Origin of the sequence: Mycolicibacterium thermoresistibile, assembly GCF_900187065.1 — a bacterium.
Classification (GTDB): domain Bacteria; phylum Actinomycetota; class Actinomycetes; order Mycobacteriales; family Mycobacteriaceae; genus Mycobacterium; species Mycobacterium thermoresistibile.
The window spans coordinates 3,749,605-3,767,448 of sequence record NZ_LT906483.1 but is presented as its reverse complement, the minus strand read 5'-3'; the positions used below and the strand labels follow the sequence as shown (position 1 = coordinate 3,767,448).

The 17,844-nt window shown below is 70.1% G+C and carries 19 protein-coding genes; 5 read left to right on the top strand and 14 right to left on the bottom strand.

What is annotated here, in order from left to right; all coding sequences use genetic code 11:
- Position 1: 1 nt before the first annotated feature.
- Genes CKW28_RS17675 through CKW28_RS17645 form a run of 7 tightly spaced genes read right to left on the bottom strand, consistent with a single transcriptional unit; the run spans position 2 to position 7,164 of the window.
- Positions 2-1,300 (bottom strand): Ni/Fe hydrogenase subunit alpha, encoded by a 1,299-nt coding sequence (locus CKW28_RS17675; protein WP_003924002.1) that lies wholly within the window; start codon positions 1,298-1,300, stop codon positions 2-4.
- Positions 1,297-2,055 carry an NADH-quinone oxidoreductase subunit B family protein gene (locus CKW28_RS17670; RefSeq protein ID WP_003924001.1) on the bottom strand — a complete coding sequence of 253 codons (759 nt, stop codon included), beginning with the start codon at positions 2,053-2,055 and terminating at the stop codon, positions 1,297-1,299. Before CKW28_RS17670 ends, CKW28_RS17675 begins: the two co-directional genes overlap by 4 nt.
- Entirely contained in the window at positions 2,056-2,940 is an 885-nt protein-coding gene (locus tag CKW28_RS17665) for an FAD/NAD(P)-binding protein (RefSeq protein WP_003923999.1), read from the bottom strand.
- Positions 2,924-4,108: a 4Fe-4S dicluster domain-containing protein gene (locus CKW28_RS17660; RefSeq protein ID WP_003923997.1), complete on the bottom strand. Its 1,185-nt coding sequence runs from the start codon at positions 4,106-4,108 to the stop codon at positions 2,924-2,926. Before CKW28_RS17660 ends, CKW28_RS17665 begins: the two co-directional genes overlap by 17 nt.
- A gap of 48 nt (positions 4,109-4,156) precedes the next feature.
- Positions 4,157-5,038 (bottom strand): beta-ketoacyl-[acyl-carrier-protein] synthase family protein, encoded by an 882-nt coding sequence (locus tag CKW28_RS17655; RefSeq protein WP_003923996.1) that lies wholly within the window; start codon positions 5,036-5,038, stop codon positions 4,157-4,159.
- Complete coding sequence (locus CKW28_RS17650) at positions 5,022-6,122, bottom strand: 3-oxoacyl-ACP synthase III family protein (protein WP_003923994.1); 1,101 nt, start codon at positions 6,120-6,122, stop codon at positions 5,022-5,024. Before CKW28_RS17650 ends, CKW28_RS17655 begins: the two co-directional genes overlap by 17 nt.
- A 40-nt stretch (positions 6,123-6,162) precedes the next feature.
- On the bottom strand, positions 6,163-7,164 hold the full coding sequence (locus CKW28_RS17645; RefSeq protein WP_040546096.1) for an Acg family FMN-binding oxidoreductase: 1,002 nt from the start codon (positions 7,162-7,164) through the stop codon (positions 6,163-6,165).
- A gap of 182 nt (positions 7,165-7,346) precedes the next feature.
- On the opposite strand from CKW28_RS17645, the gene CKW28_RS17640 reads away from it, so the two are divergent.
- Together CKW28_RS17640 and CKW28_RS17635 are read left to right on the top strand one after the other, a co-directional pair.
- Positions 7,347-7,892: a DUF1269 domain-containing protein gene (locus CKW28_RS17640; protein WP_003923991.1), complete on the top strand. Its 546-nt coding sequence runs from the start codon at positions 7,347-7,349 to the stop codon at positions 7,890-7,892.
- Positions 7,889-8,317, top strand: a complete 429-nt coding sequence (locus CKW28_RS17635; RefSeq protein WP_040546094.1) for a pyridoxamine 5'-phosphate oxidase family protein — start codon at positions 7,889-7,891, stop codon at positions 8,315-8,317. The genes CKW28_RS17640 and CKW28_RS17635 overlap by 4 nt, the downstream gene beginning before the upstream one ends.
- Before the next feature lie 63 nt (positions 8,318-8,380).
- Here the strand turns inward: CKW28_RS17635 and CKW28_RS17630 are convergent, their stop codons facing one another.
- The gene (locus CKW28_RS17630) at positions 8,381-9,805 is read right to left on the bottom strand and encodes a class II fumarate hydratase (RefSeq protein ID WP_003923986.1); all 1,425 of its coding nucleotides are present in this window, start codon (positions 9,803-9,805) and stop codon (positions 8,381-8,383) included.
- 36 nt (positions 9,806-9,841) lie between these two features.
- Positions 9,842-10,930 carry a class II fructose-bisphosphatase gene (gene glpX, locus CKW28_RS17625; protein WP_197700597.1) on the bottom strand — a complete coding sequence of 363 codons (1,089 nt, stop codon included), beginning with the start codon at positions 10,928-10,930 and terminating at the stop codon, positions 9,842-9,844.
- Here glpX and CKW28_RS17620 point away from each other — a divergent pair.
- Positions 10,929-11,582, top strand: a complete 654-nt coding sequence (locus tag CKW28_RS17620) for a DUF4245 domain-containing protein (RefSeq protein ID WP_003923983.1) — start codon at positions 10,929-10,931, stop codon at positions 11,580-11,582. The two genes, glpX and CKW28_RS17620, sit on opposite strands and share 2 nt — an antisense overlap.
- 61 nt (positions 11,583-11,643) lie before the next feature.
- Complete coding sequence (locus CKW28_RS17615; protein WP_003923982.1) at positions 11,644-12,441, top strand: dienelactone hydrolase family protein; 798 nt, start codon at positions 11,644-11,646, stop codon at positions 12,439-12,441.
- Here CKW28_RS17615 and CKW28_RS17610 read toward each other — a convergent pair.
- From CKW28_RS17610 to CKW28_RS17595, 4 genes are read right to left on the bottom strand one after another with little or no spacing between them, the layout of a single operon-like run.
- On the bottom strand, positions 12,422-13,630 hold the full coding sequence (locus tag CKW28_RS17610; RefSeq protein ID WP_003923981.1) for an AI-2E family transporter: 1,209 nt from the start codon (positions 13,628-13,630) through the stop codon (positions 12,422-12,424). The genes CKW28_RS17615 and CKW28_RS17610 overlap by 20 nt on opposite strands.
- Positions 13,631-14,452 (bottom strand): SDR family NAD(P)-dependent oxidoreductase, encoded by an 822-nt coding sequence (locus CKW28_RS17605; RefSeq protein ID WP_003923980.1) that lies wholly within the window; start codon positions 14,450-14,452, stop codon positions 13,631-13,633. It lies immediately after the preceding gene.
- Complete coding sequence (locus CKW28_RS17600) at positions 14,449-15,213, bottom strand: SDR family NAD(P)-dependent oxidoreductase (RefSeq protein ID WP_003923979.1); 765 nt, start codon at positions 15,211-15,213, stop codon at positions 14,449-14,451. The genes CKW28_RS17605 and CKW28_RS17600 overlap by 4 nt, the downstream gene beginning before the upstream one ends.
- Positions 15,213-16,301, bottom strand: a complete 1,089-nt coding sequence (locus CKW28_RS17595; protein ID WP_003923978.1) for an NAD-dependent epimerase/dehydratase family protein — start codon at positions 16,299-16,301, stop codon at positions 15,213-15,215. The genes CKW28_RS17600 and CKW28_RS17595 overlap by 1 nt, the downstream gene beginning before the upstream one ends.
- A gap of 138 nt (positions 16,302-16,439) precedes the next feature.
- Here CKW28_RS17595 and CKW28_RS17590 point away from each other — a divergent pair, with 138 nt between their 5' ends.
- Positions 16,440-16,718 (top strand): DUF1876 domain-containing protein, encoded by a 279-nt coding sequence (locus tag CKW28_RS17590; RefSeq protein WP_003923977.1) that lies wholly within the window; start codon positions 16,440-16,442, stop codon positions 16,716-16,718.
- Positions 16,719-16,743: 25 nt separating this feature from the next.
- Here the strand turns inward: CKW28_RS17590 and CKW28_RS17585 are convergent, their stop codons facing one another.
- Positions 16,744-17,820, bottom strand: a complete 1,077-nt coding sequence (locus tag CKW28_RS17585) for a 3-beta-hydroxysteroid dehydrogenase (RefSeq protein ID WP_003923976.1) — start codon at positions 17,818-17,820, stop codon at positions 16,744-16,746.
- Between the last annotated feature and the right edge of the window lie 24 nt (positions 17,821-17,844).

The following is a 17,844-nucleotide window of genomic DNA, read 5'->3' as shown; positions in this document are numbered from 1 at the left end:
GCTATCGGTCGCCGCGGTCGACCTCGAGGGTCAGGAAGTGCGTGGAGCAGGAGATGCAGGGATCCCAGTTTCGGATGGATCGTTCGCACAACGCCGTCAGCTCGGCGTCCCCGAGCGTGGGGTCGGACTCGACCAGCCGTTTCATCTCGTGCTCGATCGCGGCCTGGTTCTGTGAGGTGGGCGGCACGATGTCGGCCGCGGCGATCAGGCCGTCGGCGCCGATCTCGTAGCGGTGATAGAGCAGTCCGCGTGGGGCCTCGCTGACCCCGAACCCGACGCCGGGACGGGCCGGCACCTCGACGTACGGGCGGTCCGGCCGCCGGTAGCCGTCGATGATGCGCAGTGCCTCCTCGATCGCGTACACCACCTCGACCGCCCGGACCACGATGCTGCGGAACGGATTCCAGCACCGGGCACCCAGTCCTGCCTCGGCTGCGAGCTGCCGGGCGAGCGGGGAGAGCTGGGCGTAATTCAGGTTGTAGCGGGCCAGCGGGCCGGTGATGTAGCGGCGGCCGTCCAGGGTGGCGTGCAGGGCGGTGGAGTGCGGCACCTGCGCCTCGACCACATGGTCGGCGAACTCGGACGGCCCGAACGGTTCTCCGGTGGTGCGCCGGATGACGCCGTCCTCGATCGGGTAGCGGTCCGGTGCCCCCAGCGCCAGCAGTTCGTGATCGAATTCGACGTCCGGGAAATCGAATCCGGCCACCGCCCGCGCGATGTAGGACGCATCGTCGAGCGCACGGCGCAAGGTCTCGGCGAGCGGGCCCAGCTCGGCGCGGGTCGGCACCGAATAGAACCCGCCCAGCCGCATGTTGATCGGATGCACGGCGCGCCCGCCGATCTGTTCCAGCAACCGGTTTCCGGCCTTCTTCAGCGCCATACCGCGTCCGACGAACCGCGGGTGGTCTCCGGCCATCACGATCGCGTCCGGGTAGCCCAGGAAATCCGGCGCGTGCAGCATGACGATGTGCAGCGCGTGGCTGCTGATCCATTCGCCGCAGTACAGCAGTCGGCGCAGGGCGAGCAGGTCCGGCTCCAGCCGCACCCCGCAGGCGTCCTCCAGCGCGTTGCAGGCGCTGACCTGATAGGCCACCGGACAGATGCCGCACACCCGGGCGGTGAGGTCGGGCGGTTCGGTGTGCGCCCGGCCGCGCAGGAACGCCTCGAAGAACCGGGGCGGCTCGTAGATGTTGAGTTCGGCGCGGTGCACCTGTCCGTCGCGCAGTGTGATCCGCAGTGCGCCTTCACCTTCCACCCGGGTGAGTGCTCCGACGGTCAGGGTGCGGATCTCGGGTGTCACGTGTCGTCCCGTTCCGCGGCGAAGGTGGTGACGTTGAAGGTCGAGAACACCCGGTCGACGGCGTCGTCGGACATGCCGTCCCGGCGCAGCACCGGCAGCAGCGCCGCGGTGTTGGGGGTGGCGGCCGGGCCGAAGCAGCCGTAGCAGCCGCGGTGGAACGACGGGCACAGCGCACCGCAACTGGCATGCGTCACCGGCCCGAGGCAGGGGATCCCGTCGGCAACCACGACACAGGTCACCCCGCGGTTCTTGCATTCGGTGCACACGGTCTTGGCGGGCAGCCGGGGTTTGCGCCCGACCAGCAGCGCGGCGAGGGTGTCGAGCAGCTGCCCCCGGTCGATCGGACACCCCTGCAGCTGATAATCGACCTCGACGTGGGCGGCGATCGGGGTGGAGGTGGCCAGGGTGTCGATGTATTCGGGCCGCGCGTACACCACCGAGGTGAACTCCTCGATGTCGGCGAGGTTGCGCAGCGCCTGCACACCGCCGGCCGTCGCGCACGCCCCGATGGTCACCAGCACCCCGGACTGTTCGCGGATCTCGTGGATGCGCCGTTCGTCGGCGGCGGTGGTGATCGAACCCTCCACCAGCGACACGTCGTAGGGTCCGCCGATCATGGTGCTGGACGCCTCGGCGAAGGTGGCGATCCGCACCTGGTCGGCCAGGGTGAGCAGTTCGTCCTGGCAGTCCAGCAGGGTGAGCTGGCATCCGTCGCAGGAGGCGAACTTCCAGACGGCGAGGGTGGGTGTGCTCATCTACAGCTCCTCGACGGCCAGCAGGGGAGCGGCGACGTCATAGCCGACGACCGGACCGTCCCGACACAGCAGTAGCGGACCGAGCTGACAGTGACCGCACCAGCCGATCCCGCACTGCATGTTGCGTTCCAGTGACACCCGGATGTTTTCGGCCGGTACGCCTTTGGCGAGCAACGCCGCCGCGGAGTGCCGCATCATCGGCTCGGGTCCGCACAGGAATGCGGCGGTGCGGGTGGGGTCGAGTTCCAGCCGTCGCAACGGTTCGGTGACCAGTCCGACCTCGCCGGGCCAGCCCTGCACCGGCACGTCGACGGTCAGCGCCACCTCGAGGGCGGGGTCGGCCGCCCAGGCGGTGAGGTCGGCGGCGAACAGGAAGTCGTCGCGAAAGCGGGCGCCGGCGATGAGCACCAGCCGGCCGTAGTCGGCCCGGTGGGCCAGCGCGCCGAGAACGACCGGTCGCAGCGGCGCCAACCCGACCCCGCCGGCCACGATGACCAGATCGCGGCCGGCGCATGCGGACAGACCCCAGTCGGTGCCGAACGGGCCGCGCAGCCCGATCGTCGAGCCGGGCCCGGCGTGGCACAACGCCCGGCTGACCGCCCCGACCTCGCGGATGGTGTGGGTGAACGTGCCGTCGGTGAGTGTCGGATCGCCGCTCACCGAGATCGCGATCTCACCGATCCCGAACGCGTACAGCATCATGAACTGCCCGGGCCGTGCGGCGGGCAGCCGATCGGTGACCGGTTCGAGCACCAGGGTCACCGAGTCGCGGTTCTCCGCCACCCGCGACCGCACCCGGTGGGACACCGGCGCCATCGCATCGGCGACCGGCGCCGGCTCCGGTGCCGGCGCAGCGGCCGGTGTCTTATCAACCGTCGGACGCATGATCGGGACCGGGGTCTTCGGCGTGGACCGCGCCGGTGCGCCCGGCCCGCAACCGGTCCAGCGTCCACATCTCCTCGGTGATGTCGATTCCGGTGGGGCACCAGGCGATACAGCGCCCGCACCCCACACAGCCGGAACCGCCGAACTGATCGTGCCAGGAGCTCAGTTTGTGGGTGAGCCAGTGCCGGTACCGGGACGGGCCGGACTGCCGCACCACCCCGCCGTGAATGTAGGTGAAGTCGAACTCGAAGCAGGACGCCCACTCCATCCACCGTTCGGCGTGGGCGCCGGCCAGATCGGTGGTGTCGGACACGCTGGTGCAGAAACAGGTGGGGCACACCATGGTGCAGTTGCCGCAGGTCAGGCACCGGCTGGCGACGTCCTGCCAGTGCGGGGACTCCCGCGAGTCGATCAGCAGCTGCCGCAGATCCCCGGGCGGCATCCGTCGGCCCATGTGCTCGGCGGCTTCGGCGACATCTGTTCGGGCCGAGGAGCTCTCGTCGTCGGTGGCGGCGCGGTGGGCGATCTCGGCCAGCACGTCGGCGCCGTCGCCGGTGCCGACGTCCACGACGTAGTGCGGGCCGTCGCGGTCCAGCCGTTCGGTCAGCGCGAGATCGTAGCCCGGTCCGACCGCCGGACCGGTGCCCATCGACGCGCAGAAGCACAGCCCACCGGGTTCGGTGCAGTTCACCGCCACCACGAACACCCGGCGCAGCCGGTCGACGAACGCCTGATCCGGATGCGTGCCGCGGCCCAGCACCCCGTCGAGGACGGCGAGGGCCGACAGATCGCACGCCCGCACCCCGACGAACGCGTACCGGGGGGTGTCCGGCGCTGCGGTGTCGTCGTCCGAGGACCACAACAGCTGCCGGGGCGGATGCAGGAACTGTTTCCACGACTGCGGTCCGGCCGAATGGCCGAACAGTGCGGCGTCCCCGCGGCGACGCAACCGGTAGTGGCCGGGACCGACGTCCACGCCCCAGCCGCGTGGCAGGTCGTCGGCCGACCGCAGTTCGGCCAGCTCGATCGCGTTGTCCGACACCGTCGGTCCGATCACCCGGTAGCCGCGCGCCAGCAGAACACGGACCAACTGTTCCAGCCCGGCGGGGTCGAGCACCGCGGTGGCACCGCCCCCGGCGTCCGGTGTCTCACCGACCATGGTGTTCATGGTGCTCCTCCGTGCGCCGGAATGCAGCGGATTGCGGTGCCCGACACCTCAGCGGCCACGGCAGTCGGGGCGGTGGTACATCGCCGCACCCGCGGTGACCCCGGCGCCGGCGGCGACGATCAGCGCCCGGCTGCCCACCGGGATCTGGGGGAGCGCGGCCGCGAGGGCGGCGGTGTGGATGCTCTCACCCGGGGCGACGGCGATGCGCTCGACCGGCACCCGCAGCAGTTCGGCGAGTGCCGCGCGGAATCGCGCACGCGCCGGGGCGGCGACGATCACATCGACATCGGAACTGTCCGACCCCGGCCCCTCGGCGGCCAGACAGCGGGCCACCGCCTCGGCGGCGGTCGCCGCGTAGACCTCGTCGAGGTGGTCCGACCAGCCGAACCGCAGCAGGTTGCGCCGATCCACCTGGGACACGGTGGCGCGGAAGTTCCTGCCGTCGTCCGGCCGGCAGGCCCAGTGCACCGGTCCGAGGCCGTACTCGTCGTCGGTCCACCCGCACAACAGCGCCGCACCGACCGGCGCGAACGGGAAGTCCTCGCTCAATCCGCGGCCCGGATCGGCGTCGCCGGCCACCACCAGCGCACAGTCGACGGTGCGTGATGTCAGATAGCCGTCGACGATCTGCAGTGCGGTGAGCACCCCGCAGGTCCCGTTGGCGACATCGAAGGAGAATGTGCCGTGCCCGCCGGCGTGCGGATGCTCCGGGTTGGCGCCGATGTCCTCCTGGATGAGCGCGGCCAGCGCGGGTTCACCCAGATTGCGGTCCCGGTAGATGCCCGCGTTGACGAGCAGGTCGACGTCACGCGCCGAGCGGTGGGCCGCCCGAAGGCACGCCCGGCTCGCGGCGACCGCGAGTTGCAGCGCGCTGCGGCGGCCCCGCAGCCTGGCGTGGGTGACGTGCACGCGTTCAACCACGGTTCCCATGGCGCCCCACCATCTCCTCGTCGAGGGTCAGCAACACGATTCCGATCTCCAGACCCGAGGCCAGTGCGATCAGCGCGATGGTCTCGCCCGGTGCGATGCCGCCCGCCTCGAGTTCGTCGACCAGCGCCACGGTGTGGGTCGTCGACGCGGTGTTGCCGTACTTGTCGACGGTGATCACCGCGTCGTGGGCGGGGGTGCCGCCGAACTCGTCGGCGATCCTGCGCATGCCCTTGCGGATGGCCCGGGCGGAGGTCTGATGGGTGATCACATGGTCGATGTCGTGGATCGACAGGCCGGTCTGGTCGAGAACCTCCTGGAGCAGCACCGGTGTGGCGGCTATCGCGGCACGCTGGATGCCGCGCGAATCGGTGAACATCCGCGCGCCGGGCTCGGGTCCCTTCGGATAGGCCAGGCACAACCTGCTGTGGTCGGCGATGGTGGTGAAGCCGGACAACCGGATGCTGCCGGATCCCGGATAGGCGCGTTCGAGCAGCAGGGCGGCGCCCGCGTCGCCGAGCGTCAGCGACGCCAGCTCCTTGCTCATGATCGTGCGGATGTGTTGTGCCGCATTGGCGGTCAACTGGGAGATGTACTCGCCGCTGACCACCATGCCGCGCTCGACGACACCCTGCCGGATCCAGTTGTTGAGAATGCTGACCCCGGTGAGCATTCCGGCGCACGCGTTGGACAGGTCGAAGGTCATCGCCGTGTCGGCTCCGATCGCCCGGGCGACAGCCGTGCTCATCGGGGGTTCGAGCCATTGGGTCAGCCCGTCGCGGAACTTGGTGATGCTGCAGTTGATGACCACCTCGACCGATTCGGCCGCCCGGTCGGCCCGGTGCAGGCAGTCCAGCGCCGCGGCGGTGGCGAGGCTGTAAGAGTCCTCGTCGCCGACCGAGATCCGCCGTTCCCGGATGCCGGTCAACCGTTCCAGGTCGATGGTGGTGCGGTGCCGGGTCCTCGCCGTCAGGTCGTCGGTGCTCAGCCGGGTGACCGGCAGATGCCGTCCGGCGCCGGCCAGCCTGGTGCGGAACGGCGCCCCGTCGGCCTCCGCGTCCTCGGTCAACAACCACTGCGTTCGCATGACCCCCCCAATCGATCGGCTGATCCCCCGACGGGACCGGCTAGGTCGACGTCTCGAACGGTGCGCCGTTCAATCGGCTGACGACACGGCTCAGCGGCCAGCGCGGGGTGGCCGGCAGCGGGTCGGCGTTGACCGGCGCCCATCCGACCCGCAGCAGCATCTGCGGGTACTCGGCGCCTTCGAAGATCTGTTCCCGCAACTCCGCCCGGGTCTCGTCCACTTCCAGCGGTTCGGTGATCGGACAACTCGCCAGCCCCCGCGCCGTCGCGGTGAGCAACACCAGGCTGGTCGCCTCACCGGCCCGCAACCGGGCCATCGCATCGTCGTTGCGGGTGCCGAGCGCCAGCACCACCGCGTTGTCCTCGGCGGCCGTCGCGCCGGGCGGTTGGGCCAGCGCCGCGCCGGCGAACACCCGACCGGGCACCGCCGCCGCCGGGTCGGGCTCCGGGGTGTTGCGGGCCGGCACACCGGCCATCGACGCGTGCCGGCCGGACCATTCGGTCAGCTCCCGCACGTACGCATCGTCGGAGGCGTGGCGGTAGGCCGCCTGCTGCACCGCCGAGCGGACGTGATCCAGGTCCTCCACCCGCAACAGCCGCACACCTGCCCGGGCTGCCCGGGCGCCCATCAGCGCGATGTCACCGAACGGCACCGGCCAGTTGCTGTACAGCCGGCGGTCGGTGCGGCGCCGTGGGATCGCGGCCGCCAACGACACCTCCGCCTCGGTGGGCTTGTGCACGGACAGCTCCAGCGACGCCAGATGCAGGGGTTCGGCCGGATTCGGGAACCGGTGCACCTTGGCCTGCCATCCCAGCGCCGCCAGCGCGATGATGCAGTGGTTCAGCGCCGCGCCACAGCTGACCAGCAGATCCCGTCGGTCCGGGTCGATGCTGGGCAGGTGGTGCTCCGGGTCCGCCCACAGATGCAGGGATTCGGTGCCGACCCGCCACCGCCACGGCTGTGAGTTGTGCACCGACGGGGCGCGGACGGCCAACGCCAACGCGGCCCGAAGGGTCTCGTGGTCGGGAAAAGCCCTAGGCATGGCAGCGCTCCGTATCCATATGCGTTCTGTCACCACCGTGCCGCGCGGATCGCCGGTGAACCAGGGGCCGAAAGACCTTTTGTGCAGCTGATCGGAGGTTCAGCGCACGGTTGAGGACTTTTGACCCGTGTGGTTGTGGCGGCCGTCACCGAGCATCGATGTAACGGGGACGGGAGGACGTCATGGAGCACGAACAGGCAGTGATCGTGGTCGCGGGATACCACGATCCAACGGTGGCCGGCTCGGATTTCCACGAGCTGAACCGGCTGGTCAGAAAGGGCAGCCTGGAGATCCGGTCGGCCGCCCTGGTCACCAGGGGTGCCGACGGCACCCCGTCGGTGGTCCAGGCGGCCAACCACCACGGCCGGATCGGGGCGGGATGGGGCGCCGGGGCCGGATTCCTGGTGGGACTGTTCGTGCCGCCGCTGGCCGTCATGGCGCTGGTCGGTGCGGTGGCGGGGGCGCTCACCGTGGCGTTCACCGAGCATGAGCTCAAACTCGGGTTGCGCCGCGAGATCGGCGAGGCGCTGGAGGCCGGGACCGCGGTGGTGCTGACGCTGGTGCATGCCGACGGCGAGTTCTTCGTCGGCCGGGCGCTGAGCCACGCGTCGAGAGTCTCGGTGCTGCCCATCGACGAGACCACCGTGAGCAGGCTCGATCAGGCGGCGCTGGCGGCGGTCGGCGCGTCCGGCGGCGACGGACCCGACACACCGGTGGACGCGCGATGACGTGCGAGGACGTGACGCTGCTCAGCGAGACCGAGTGCTGGGAGTTGTTGGCCGGCCGGGCGGTCGGACGCCTGGTCACCTGCGTCGACGACGAACCACACATCTTCCCGGTGAACTACGCCGTGCAGCGCCGCACCATCCTGTTCCGCACCGGGGAGGGCGCCAAGCTGATCAGCGTCGGCATCAACAAGCAGGTGGCGTTCGAGGCCGACGACTACGGGTTCGACGAGTGCGGGCACGGCGCGGCCTGGAGCGTGGTCGTCGAGGGGGTCGCCCGCACCCTGCACACCCCCGATCAGATCGCGCTGGCCGAGCAGGCGCAGGTCCTGCCCTGGACCGCCGGGAGAAAGGACCACTACGTCCGGATCTTCCCGACCCGGGTCACCGGCCGCCGGTTCACGCTGAATCGCCCGGAGGGGGCCTGACCGGTCGCCCGCCCGGCCGGCCGCACTCGGTGATGCGCCGACCGGGCGGTGCCGCGAAACCTGCTAATCGTTGTCCTTCACCCGGGCCATTGCCAGCACATCGAGCAGTTCGTCGAGTTCCTCGAGGGTGAGCTTCTCGCCGACCAGCCCGCGGTCGATGACGGTCTGGCGGATCGTCTTGCCCTCCGCCAGCGCCTGCTTGGCCACCTTGGCGGCCTCCTCGTACCCGATCGCCCGGTTGAGCGGGGTGACGATGGACGGCGACGACTCGGCCAGCTTGCGCAGCCGCTCCTCGTTGGCGACCAGGCCGTCGATGCACTTCTCGGCGAACAGCCGGGACGAATTGGCCAGCAGCCGGAAGGATTCCAGCAGATTGCGGGCCATCATCGGGATGTAGACGTTCAGCTCGAACGCGCCCGACGCGCCGCCGAAGGCGATCGCCGCGTCATTGCCCACCACCTGGCAGGCCACCTGGGTGACGGCCTCCGGAATGACCGGGTTGACCTTGCCCGGCATGATCGAGCTGCCCGGCTGCAGATCGGGCAGCTGGATCTCGGCCAGGCCGGTCAGCGGCCCCGAGCCCATCCACCGGATGTCGTTGGCGATCTTGGTCAGCGACACCGCGATGGTGCGCAGCGCGCCGGACGCCTCGACCAGCCCGTCGCGGGCGGCCTGCGCCTCGAACGAGTCCACCGCGGGACGCAGCTCGGCCAGGCCGGTCTGGGCCACCAGCACCTCGACGACCTTGGGGCCGAACCCTTCCGGGGCGTTGAGGCCGGTGCCGACCGCGGTGCCGCCGATCGGCAGCTCACCGAGCCGGGGCAGGGTGGCGCGCACCCGTTCGATGCCGGCCTCGATCTGGCGGGCGTAGCCGCCGAACTCCTGGCCGAGCGTCACCGGCACCGCGTCCATCAGATGGGTGCGGCCGGACTTCACCACGGTGCGCCACTGCCTGGCCTTGGCGGCCAGCGAGGCGTGCAACACCTCCAGCGCCGGGATCAGGTCCCGCACAGCGGCTTCGGTGGCCGCGACGTGGGTGGCGGTCGGGAAGGTGTCGTTGGACGACTGTGACATGTTCACGTCGTCGTTGGGATGGACCGTCACCCCGTTGCGGGCGGCGATCGAGGCGATCACCTCGTTGGTGTTCATGTTCGAGCTGGTGCCCGAACCGGTCTGGAACACATCGATCGGGAACTGGTCGTCGTGCCGGCCCTCGGCGATCTCGTTGGCCGCGGCGATGATCGCGTCGGCCTTCGCCGGGTCCAGCAGGCCCAGGTCCTTGTTCACCTGGGCGCAGGCGCCCTTGAGCAGCCCCAGGGCGCGGATCTGGGCGCGTTCCAGGCCGCGGCCGGAGATCGGGAAGTTCTCCACCGCCCGCTGCGTCTGGGCGCGCCACAGTGCGTTGACGGGCACCCGGACCTCGCCCATGGTGTCGTGCTCGATGCGGTACTCGGTGGCCCCGTTCTGGCCAGCACTGTCGGTGCTCATGAATGCCCTTCTCGTCCTGGTGATTTCGGTCAGTGGTTACGGCAGCGGCTGGATGGCGTCGGCGTCGCCGGTGTATTCGATCGCGGCGTACTCGTTGAGCTTGGACAGCCGGTGGTAGGCGTCGATCATCCGGACCGTGCCCGACTTGGAGCGCATCACGATCGACTGGGTGGTGCACCCGCCGGGGTAGTAGTGCACACCCTTGAGCAGCTCGCCGTCGGTGACCCCGGTGGCGGCGAAGAACACGTTGTCGCCGGAGACCAGATCCTCGGTGGTCAGCACCCGGTCCACGTCGTGGCCGCGGTCGATGGCGCGCTGCTTCTCCTCATCGTCCTTGGGCCACAGCTGCCCCTGGATGGCGCCGCCCATACAGCGGATGGCCGCGGCGGCGATGATGCCCTCCGGGGTGCCGCCGATGCCGACCAGCAGGTCGGTGGGGGTGCTGGGGCGGCAGGTGGCGATCGCGCCGGCGACGTCGCCGTCGGTGATCAGCCGGCAGCGGGCGCCGGCCTCCCGCACCTGGGCGATCAGCTCGGCATGGCGGGGCCGGTCCAGGATGCACACGGTGAGATCGGACACCGACATCTTCTTGGCCTTGGCGACCTTGCGGATGTTCTCGCCGATCGGGGCGGTGATGTCGATGGCGTCCACGGCGTCCGGGCCGACGGCGATCTTGTTCATGTAGAACACCGCCGACGGGTCGAACATGGTGCCGCGGTCCGACACCGCCAGCACCGAGATCGCATCCGGCCGGCCTTTGCTCATCAACGTGGTGCCGTCGATCGGGTCGACCGCGAAGTCGCACTCCGGGCCGTCGCCGTTGCCGACCTCCTCGCCGTTGTAGAGCATCGGGGCGTTGTCCTTCTCGCCCTCGCCGATCACCACGACGCCGCGCATGGAGACCGTGTTGACCAGCGAACGCATCGCGTCGACGGCGGCGGCGTCGCCGCCCTCCTTGTCGCCGCGGCCGACCCAGCGGCCTGCGGCCATGGCTCCGGCCTCGGTTACGCGGACCAACTCGAGGGCTAGGTTACGGTCGGGGGCTTCACGACGAGACTGGCCTGTCATGCGGGTGATTGTCCCATTAACGGGTCGATGAGCGGGAGCTGGGATACTGGGTGACATGACGACTCCGTCGGCGCCCGGTCCGCAGGCCTCCGGTCCGGTCGCTCCCGAGCCCAAGCCGCGCCTGCTGCAGGACGGCCGCGACATGTTCTGGTCGATGGCGCCGCTGGTGCTGGCCTGCGTGGTGCTGGCCGGCCTGCTCGGCATGTGCTCGTTCGCGCCGGGCGGGCCCACCACCGGCCACATCCCGAGCTACGACGCCCCGGCGGCGTTGCGTGCCGACGCCGCCGAGCTGGGCATTCCGATCCGGGTCCCGCAGCTGCCGGAGGGCTGGCACTCCAACTCCGGCGGCCGGCACGGCATCGACGCCGGCTACACCGATCCGCAGACCGGACAGCAGGTGCGGGCGGTGGCCTCGCGGGTGGGGTATCTGACCCCGGGCGGCATGTACCTGGCGTTGCGGCAGAGCAACGCCGACGAGGAACGGCTGGTCGCCTCGATCAACGCCGAGCTGTATCCGACCGGGGTGCAGGACGTCGACGGTGTCCGATGGGTGGTCTACGAGGGCCCGGCGGACGCCGAACCGGTGTGGACCGCCCGGATCGACGGGCCGACCGGACCGGCCCAGCTCGCCATCACCGGCGCCGGTACCAGCGACGACTTCCGCACGCTGGCCGCCAGCACCCAGCGGCAACGGCCTATCCTTCCGTGATTTCGGCGTGCCTACGGTCGATGGGCGATCGTCGGCACGCCGAAATCGTAAGCTGAGGATCATGACGGCACCCGAAGCGGATCTGACCGGCTGGTCGGCCGCCCCGTTCACCGCCGCCGGCTTCACCTACGACGTGTATCGCAAAGGCGAGGGTCCGGGGGTGGTGCTGATCCCGGAGATGCCCGGACTGCACCCGGGGGTGCTCGCGCTGGGCAACCACCTCGTCGACAACGGGTTCACCGTGGCGGCGCCGTCACTGTTCGGCACCCCGCTGAAGTCGATCACCTCACCGTCGGCGGCGTTGACGCTGGTGCGTGGGTGCGTGGCCCGCGAGTTCGCCGCGTTCGCCACCAACGCCGACCGGCCGGTGGCGCGGTATCTGCGGGCGTTGGCCCGCGACCTCAACGAACGCACCCCGGGCAGAGGGGTCGGCGTGATCGGGCAGTGTTTCACCGGCGGGTTCGCGCTGGCCGCCGCGGTCGATGACAGTGTGCTGGCCCCGGTGCTGTCGCAGCCGTCGCTGCCGATGCCGTTGACCGCCCGGCATCGCCGCGATCCGGGGGTGTCCGAGGGTGAGTTGCGCATCGTCGAACAGCGGGCCGTCAACGACGGGCTGTGTGCGCTGGGGCTGCGGTTCAGCGAGGACCGGCTGGCCCCCGCCGAACGGTTCCAGACGCTCAAGCAGCGGCTCGGCGACGCGTTCGAGGTGATCGAGATCGACTCCAGCCGGGGCAATCCGCACGGATTCTCCCCGCTGGCGCACTCGGTGCTGACCGATCAGGTGCGCGAGGTCGAGGGGCACCCCGCCTACGAGGCCCGCAAACGGGTGGTCGAGTTCCTCACCGAGCGTCTTTCTTAGCGATTTCGGCGTGCTGACGGTCGCTCAGCGATCGCCGCCACGCCGAAATCGCGGTCCGCAACCCGCGCCACCAGCGCACCGGGGCGGGTGGGCCCCGCTCTTCGTCGGCGTCGTCGTCGGACGGTTCCAACTCCACGCCCTTGTACACCCACAGGTAGACGCTGATGGTGGTGACGATGATGATCATCAGCACCGGTCCGATCACGATGCCCCAGAAACCCCACAGCGCGATCCCGGAGAACACCGCCAGCAGCATCAGCGCCGGGTCCAGCCGGGCCGCACGCGGCACCAGCACCGGGCGCAGCACGTTGTCGATGTTGGTCACCACCAGCACGTGGAACAACGCCACGAACGCGCCGCCGATGATGTTGCCGAAGAACATCATTCCGATGCCGAACGGGATCGTGACGATACCGCTGCCCAGCGGGATCACCGACAGCGCGCTCAGCAGCACCGCGAACAGGAAGAAACCCTCGTGGAACCCGGCGATGTAGATCGACACCGCGCCGGCCACACCCTGGCACAGCGCGATCACGAACTGCCCCATCACGGTGCCGCGGACCATCGCGCCGGCCTTGCTCAGGTACAGATCGGTGATCTCCTCGCCCAGCGGATTGAGCCGCCGGATCAGCGTGACCACCCGGTCCTGGTTGATCAGCAGCGAGATGAACACATAGAGGAAGATGATCGACGCGGCGATCACCCCGACCACCCCGCCGACCGCGCCCTGCAGCAGGCCCAGCAGCCATTCGCCGACGTGCTGGGACACCGTGACGATGCCGTCGCGCAGCGAGTCCGCGGTGACGGTGGTGTCCTCGAGGAACGGCATCCGGTGCAGCACATCGTTGATCAGCGCCAGGGTGCGGTCACCCAGGTCGCTCAGGTCGGTGTCGGCCAGCCAGTCGCTGACGGTGTTGACCATCTCGGTGATCTGCACGACCGCCAGATAGGTGATGCCCAGGACCGGGATGATCACGATGAGCAGCGCGCACAGCAGCGTCAGCGCCGCGGATGACCCGGTGCCCAGCCGGCGGCGGAATCGCAGATAGAGCGGGGTGAACAGATAGGCCGCCACCGCCGCGACGATGATCAGGATGAAGAAGCCGCTCAGGAACCAGGCCCCGACCGCCAGCGCGATGAGGGTGATGACGGCCAGCGCCCGCTTCTGGGCGGGACTGAACTCCTCCATCTACCGGCCCACCTGCGCCGCACGCTGACCGGCGCGTTGGCGTTCGACGAACCGGATCGACGCGCGCTGCATCAGCCCGGGCGCCAGCCGGGCGAACAGCCAACCGGCATGCGCCACTCGCGGTTTCACCAGCAGCGCCTTGTTGCGCTGCACCGCCCGCAGGGTGTCGGAGGCCAGCCGGTCCGGATCGTAGGCGCTGCGCACCCCCTGCCCCCTGATGAAGTAGTCGCGGCCGAGGAATCCGCCGACGGCGCCCTTGTCCAGCAGCGGGGTCTCCACCGCGGCCGGACACACCGCCAGCACGCCCACCCCGTGGGCGGCGGCCTCCGAGCGCAGCGCCAACGACAGCCCGACGACGGCGTGTTTGGTCATCACGTAGCTGGTCAGTTGACCGGCCGCGGCCAGGCCGGCCATCGAGGCGGTGTTGACGATGTGGCCGTGGCCCTGGCGGACCATCAACGGGTAGGCGGCCGCGACCCCGTGCACCACACCGCGGATGTTGACGTCGATGATCGCGTTCCACTGATCCAACGTCAGCAGTTCGGTGTCCCCGCCCCACACGATGCCGGCGTTGTTGAACAGCAGGTCGAGTCGGCCCGCCCGGTCCACCACCCCGTCGACGGCGGCCTGCACCGCGGCGGCGTCGGTGACATCGAGCGCCGCCCACCGCCCGCCGATGCTCTGCGCGGTCCGCTCGGCGGCCGCGCCGTCGATGTCGGTGCACATCACCTCGGCGCCCGCCGCGGCCAGCGCCCGGCACAGCGCCGCGCCGATCCCCGAGCCGGCGCCCGTCACCAACGCGTGTTTACCGGCGAAAGTCATGACTGTTCAGCCAGTTTCATCACATGCCCCAGAATGTCGGGATAGCGCTTCAGATGCGCTCCGCCGTTGAGGTCGAGCACCTCACCGGTGAGCCAGGAGGCGGCCGGCGAGCACAGGAACACCACCGCGGCCGCCACGTCCTCCGGCTGCCCGGCCCGCCCCAGCGGGGTGTTCTCCAGGTATTCCTCGACCACCCCGGGCACCGCCGCCGCCGGCGCGGTCAGCGGGGTGTGCACGAAACCGGGGGCGACCGCGTTGACGCGGACACCGCGGGGCGCCAGCTCCAGCGCGGCCACCTGGGTCAGCATCGACAACCCGGCCTTGGCCGCGCAGTAGGCGCTCATCCCGGCGGCGGCCTGGCGGGCGTTGAGCGAGCTGATCGACACCAGCGACCCGCCCTCCCGCAGCTGCCGACCGGCGTGTTTGGTGACGATGAACGCCCCGGTCAGGCACACGTCGATCACCGAGCGGAACTGGTCCACCGGCATGTCGGTGATCAGCCCGACGTTGCTGAACCCGGCGCAGTTCACCGCCACGTCGAGTTCTCCGACGGAGTCGAACAGCCGCGCCACCGAGTCCTCGTCGGTGACGTCGACGTGCGCCGCGGTGTGCGGGTCACCCAGTTCGGCGGCGCGGTCCCGGGCCGCGTCGGCGTCGATGTCGGCGACGACGACGCGGCAGCCGTCGTCCGCGAGCGCCCGCGCGCTGGCCCAGCCGATGCCGGAGGCGCCGCCGACGACGATCGCGGTGCGGCCGGCCATCAGCGGCCGTCCTCGGGGTCGGTGTCCAGGCCGGGTTCACCCCATTTGCGCCGGATCGCGCCCCACGGGTCGGCGTACTGCCCGGGATGGTTGTGGTACGGCGACTGCCGCCGCAGGTAGAGACCGGCCAGCGGGGCGATCAGCCGCAGCGGGTAACGCTTCCAGCCCACCCGGTCGGCGGTCTCGGCGAGGATGTCCGGCCACGAATAGTGTTGGAACTTCAGCAGTTCCTGGGCCGGACCTGGGTCGAGCCAGTCGGTGGCGAACCAGTCGGTGTCGCTGTGCGGGTTGCCCTTGCGGCCCACCGGCAGCGCACCCACCAGGCCCATCGCCGCGGCGATGGACGGGCCGATCTCGCCCTGGGTGAGCCGGTGCGAATCGTCGCCGCCGATCAACAGCACCTGCCCGGCGACCGGTGCGGTGACGGCCGCGGTGAACGCCGCCGCCACATCGCGCACCTCGACGGTCTGCAGCCGGCCGTCGGTGGGCAGCAGCGCCTCGAAGTACAGGAACTCCGGCTTCATGTCGAACATCGGCTCGGCGCTCAGCACCCCGCCGAGCCGCAGGATCGCCCACTCCAGATTCGATGCCCGCACCAGCTGTTCGGCCTCGTACTTGTGGCCGCCGTACAGATCGCCCGGGTTGGGCGGGGTGTCGGCGGTCAGCACGTCGCTGCACGTGTGCGGGTTCCGCGGGCCGTAGACCGCGATGCTGGAGGCCTGGATGAACCGCGGTGGGCTGCTCTGCGCCTCGGCGGCACGGATCAGGTTCGCGGTGGCGTCGACGTTGACCTTGCGGGCCAGCGCCTGCCGGGAATAGCAGAACGGGGCGATGACCGCGGCCAGGTGGATCACCGCGGCGGGGGAGACGGTCGTCATCAACTCGTCCACCGCGGCCGGGTCGGTCAGATCCGCCCAGCGCACCTGCACCTCGCCCGGCCCGTCGGCGGACAGTTCGGCGGCGGCCTTGCGGGTGTCGGGGGTCGCGACGTCGGTGGCCACCACCCGGTGGCCGTCGGCGGCCAGTCGGCGGACCGTGGCCGAACCCACCAACCCGAACGCGCCCGTCACCAGAACGGCGTCACTCATAGCTCTCCTCACTGATAGGTGCCCGTGGGTATCTTGCCGTGAAAGTGGTCCGTGGGGGCGGGTTAAGTGCTTCTTCGAGGAAACCCTGGCGCCGCGCCGCCGAGCGGAGCAGGCTGGATGGCGGGGAAGGGGATCGCGATGTACGACAAGGATCTGAGCAACGTCTGGACCGTCGAGATCCGGTTCGACGAGGACGACATCCACACCCATGCCACGGTTCGCGCGCACCGTCCTCACGGTGATCCGCTGACCGCGCGCGGGGACGCCTACCGAAACCCGAGGGACGCCAGTCAACCGATGGTCGGGGAGGAGATCGCCGCGGCCCGCGGGCTGATCGCGCTGGGCACCGAGTTGCTGGAGCGGGCGTCGATGCGCATCGAGAAGGCCACCCACCAGCCGGTGCACCTGTACCGCTGACCGGACACGTCGACACTGCCCGTCGTCAGACCGTCGCGGGTTCGGCCTTCATCCGGTGGAACAGGTCGACGTAGTACGGCAGGCACTCCTGCAGCGCCTGTTCGGTGGTGTAGCGCGGCCGGTAGCCGAGTTCCCGGCGGGCCTTGTCGATGGAGAAATAGTTGTCGAGGTAAAGACGTTCCACCGCAAGGGGTTCCAACGGTGGCTTGGGGAGCCCGAACCGGAAGTGCAGCCGCTGCCACAGCGACATCACCGCGCGCACCAGCGGGCCGGACACCCGTAGCGTCGGCCAGCGTTGCCCGCACGCCGTCACCACCGGGCGCGCGAACTCGAACATGTTGATCGGTTCGCCGTCGTTGATGAAGTACGCCTGACCGGGTGCGGTGCCGCCGGGCACCAGATGTTCGGCGGCCAGGATGAATCCGTGCACGAGGTTGTGCACATAGGAGTTGTCGAGTCTGGCGTGCCTGCTGCCGATCAGCACCTTCACATGGCCGGCGTGCACGCTTTCGAACAGTTTGCGGAACATCGTCTGGTCACCCGGCCCCCAGATCCCGCTGGGCCGGATAGAGCAGGTCAGCATGCCCTCAATCCCGTTCTGCCCCAACACGAAACGTTCGGCAATCACCTTGGTCTCGGTGTACAGATCGTTGAACCGGTCGGTGTAGGGCAGGGTTTCGTCACCGTCGGCGATCGGTTGCCCGCCCATCACCACGCTGTTGGAGGCGGTGTAGACGAACCGCCGCACGCCGGCTTGCTGGGCGGCGCGCACGAGCCGTTCGGTGCCGTGCACGTTCACCGCGAAACTGCGCTCGCGGTATTCGTCGGTCACCCCGGCGCCGCCCATCAGGTCGATGACCGCCGCGGTGTGGAACACCGTGTCGATGCCGTCGACCGCGGCGGCCACCGCATCGGCGTCGCAGATGTCGCCGTCGATCACCTCGAGCCGGGGATGGTCCGGCAGCGGGGACCCGACGCGGTCACATGACCGGACGTGGTGTCCGCGCTCGAGCAGGGTGGTGACCAGGTTGGTGCCGACGAAGCCGGAGCCGCCGGTGACCAGCACCCGCCCCAGATCGGTCCGCAGTGTGGGATCGCCCATGCGGCGAGAATAACTGAAACATGT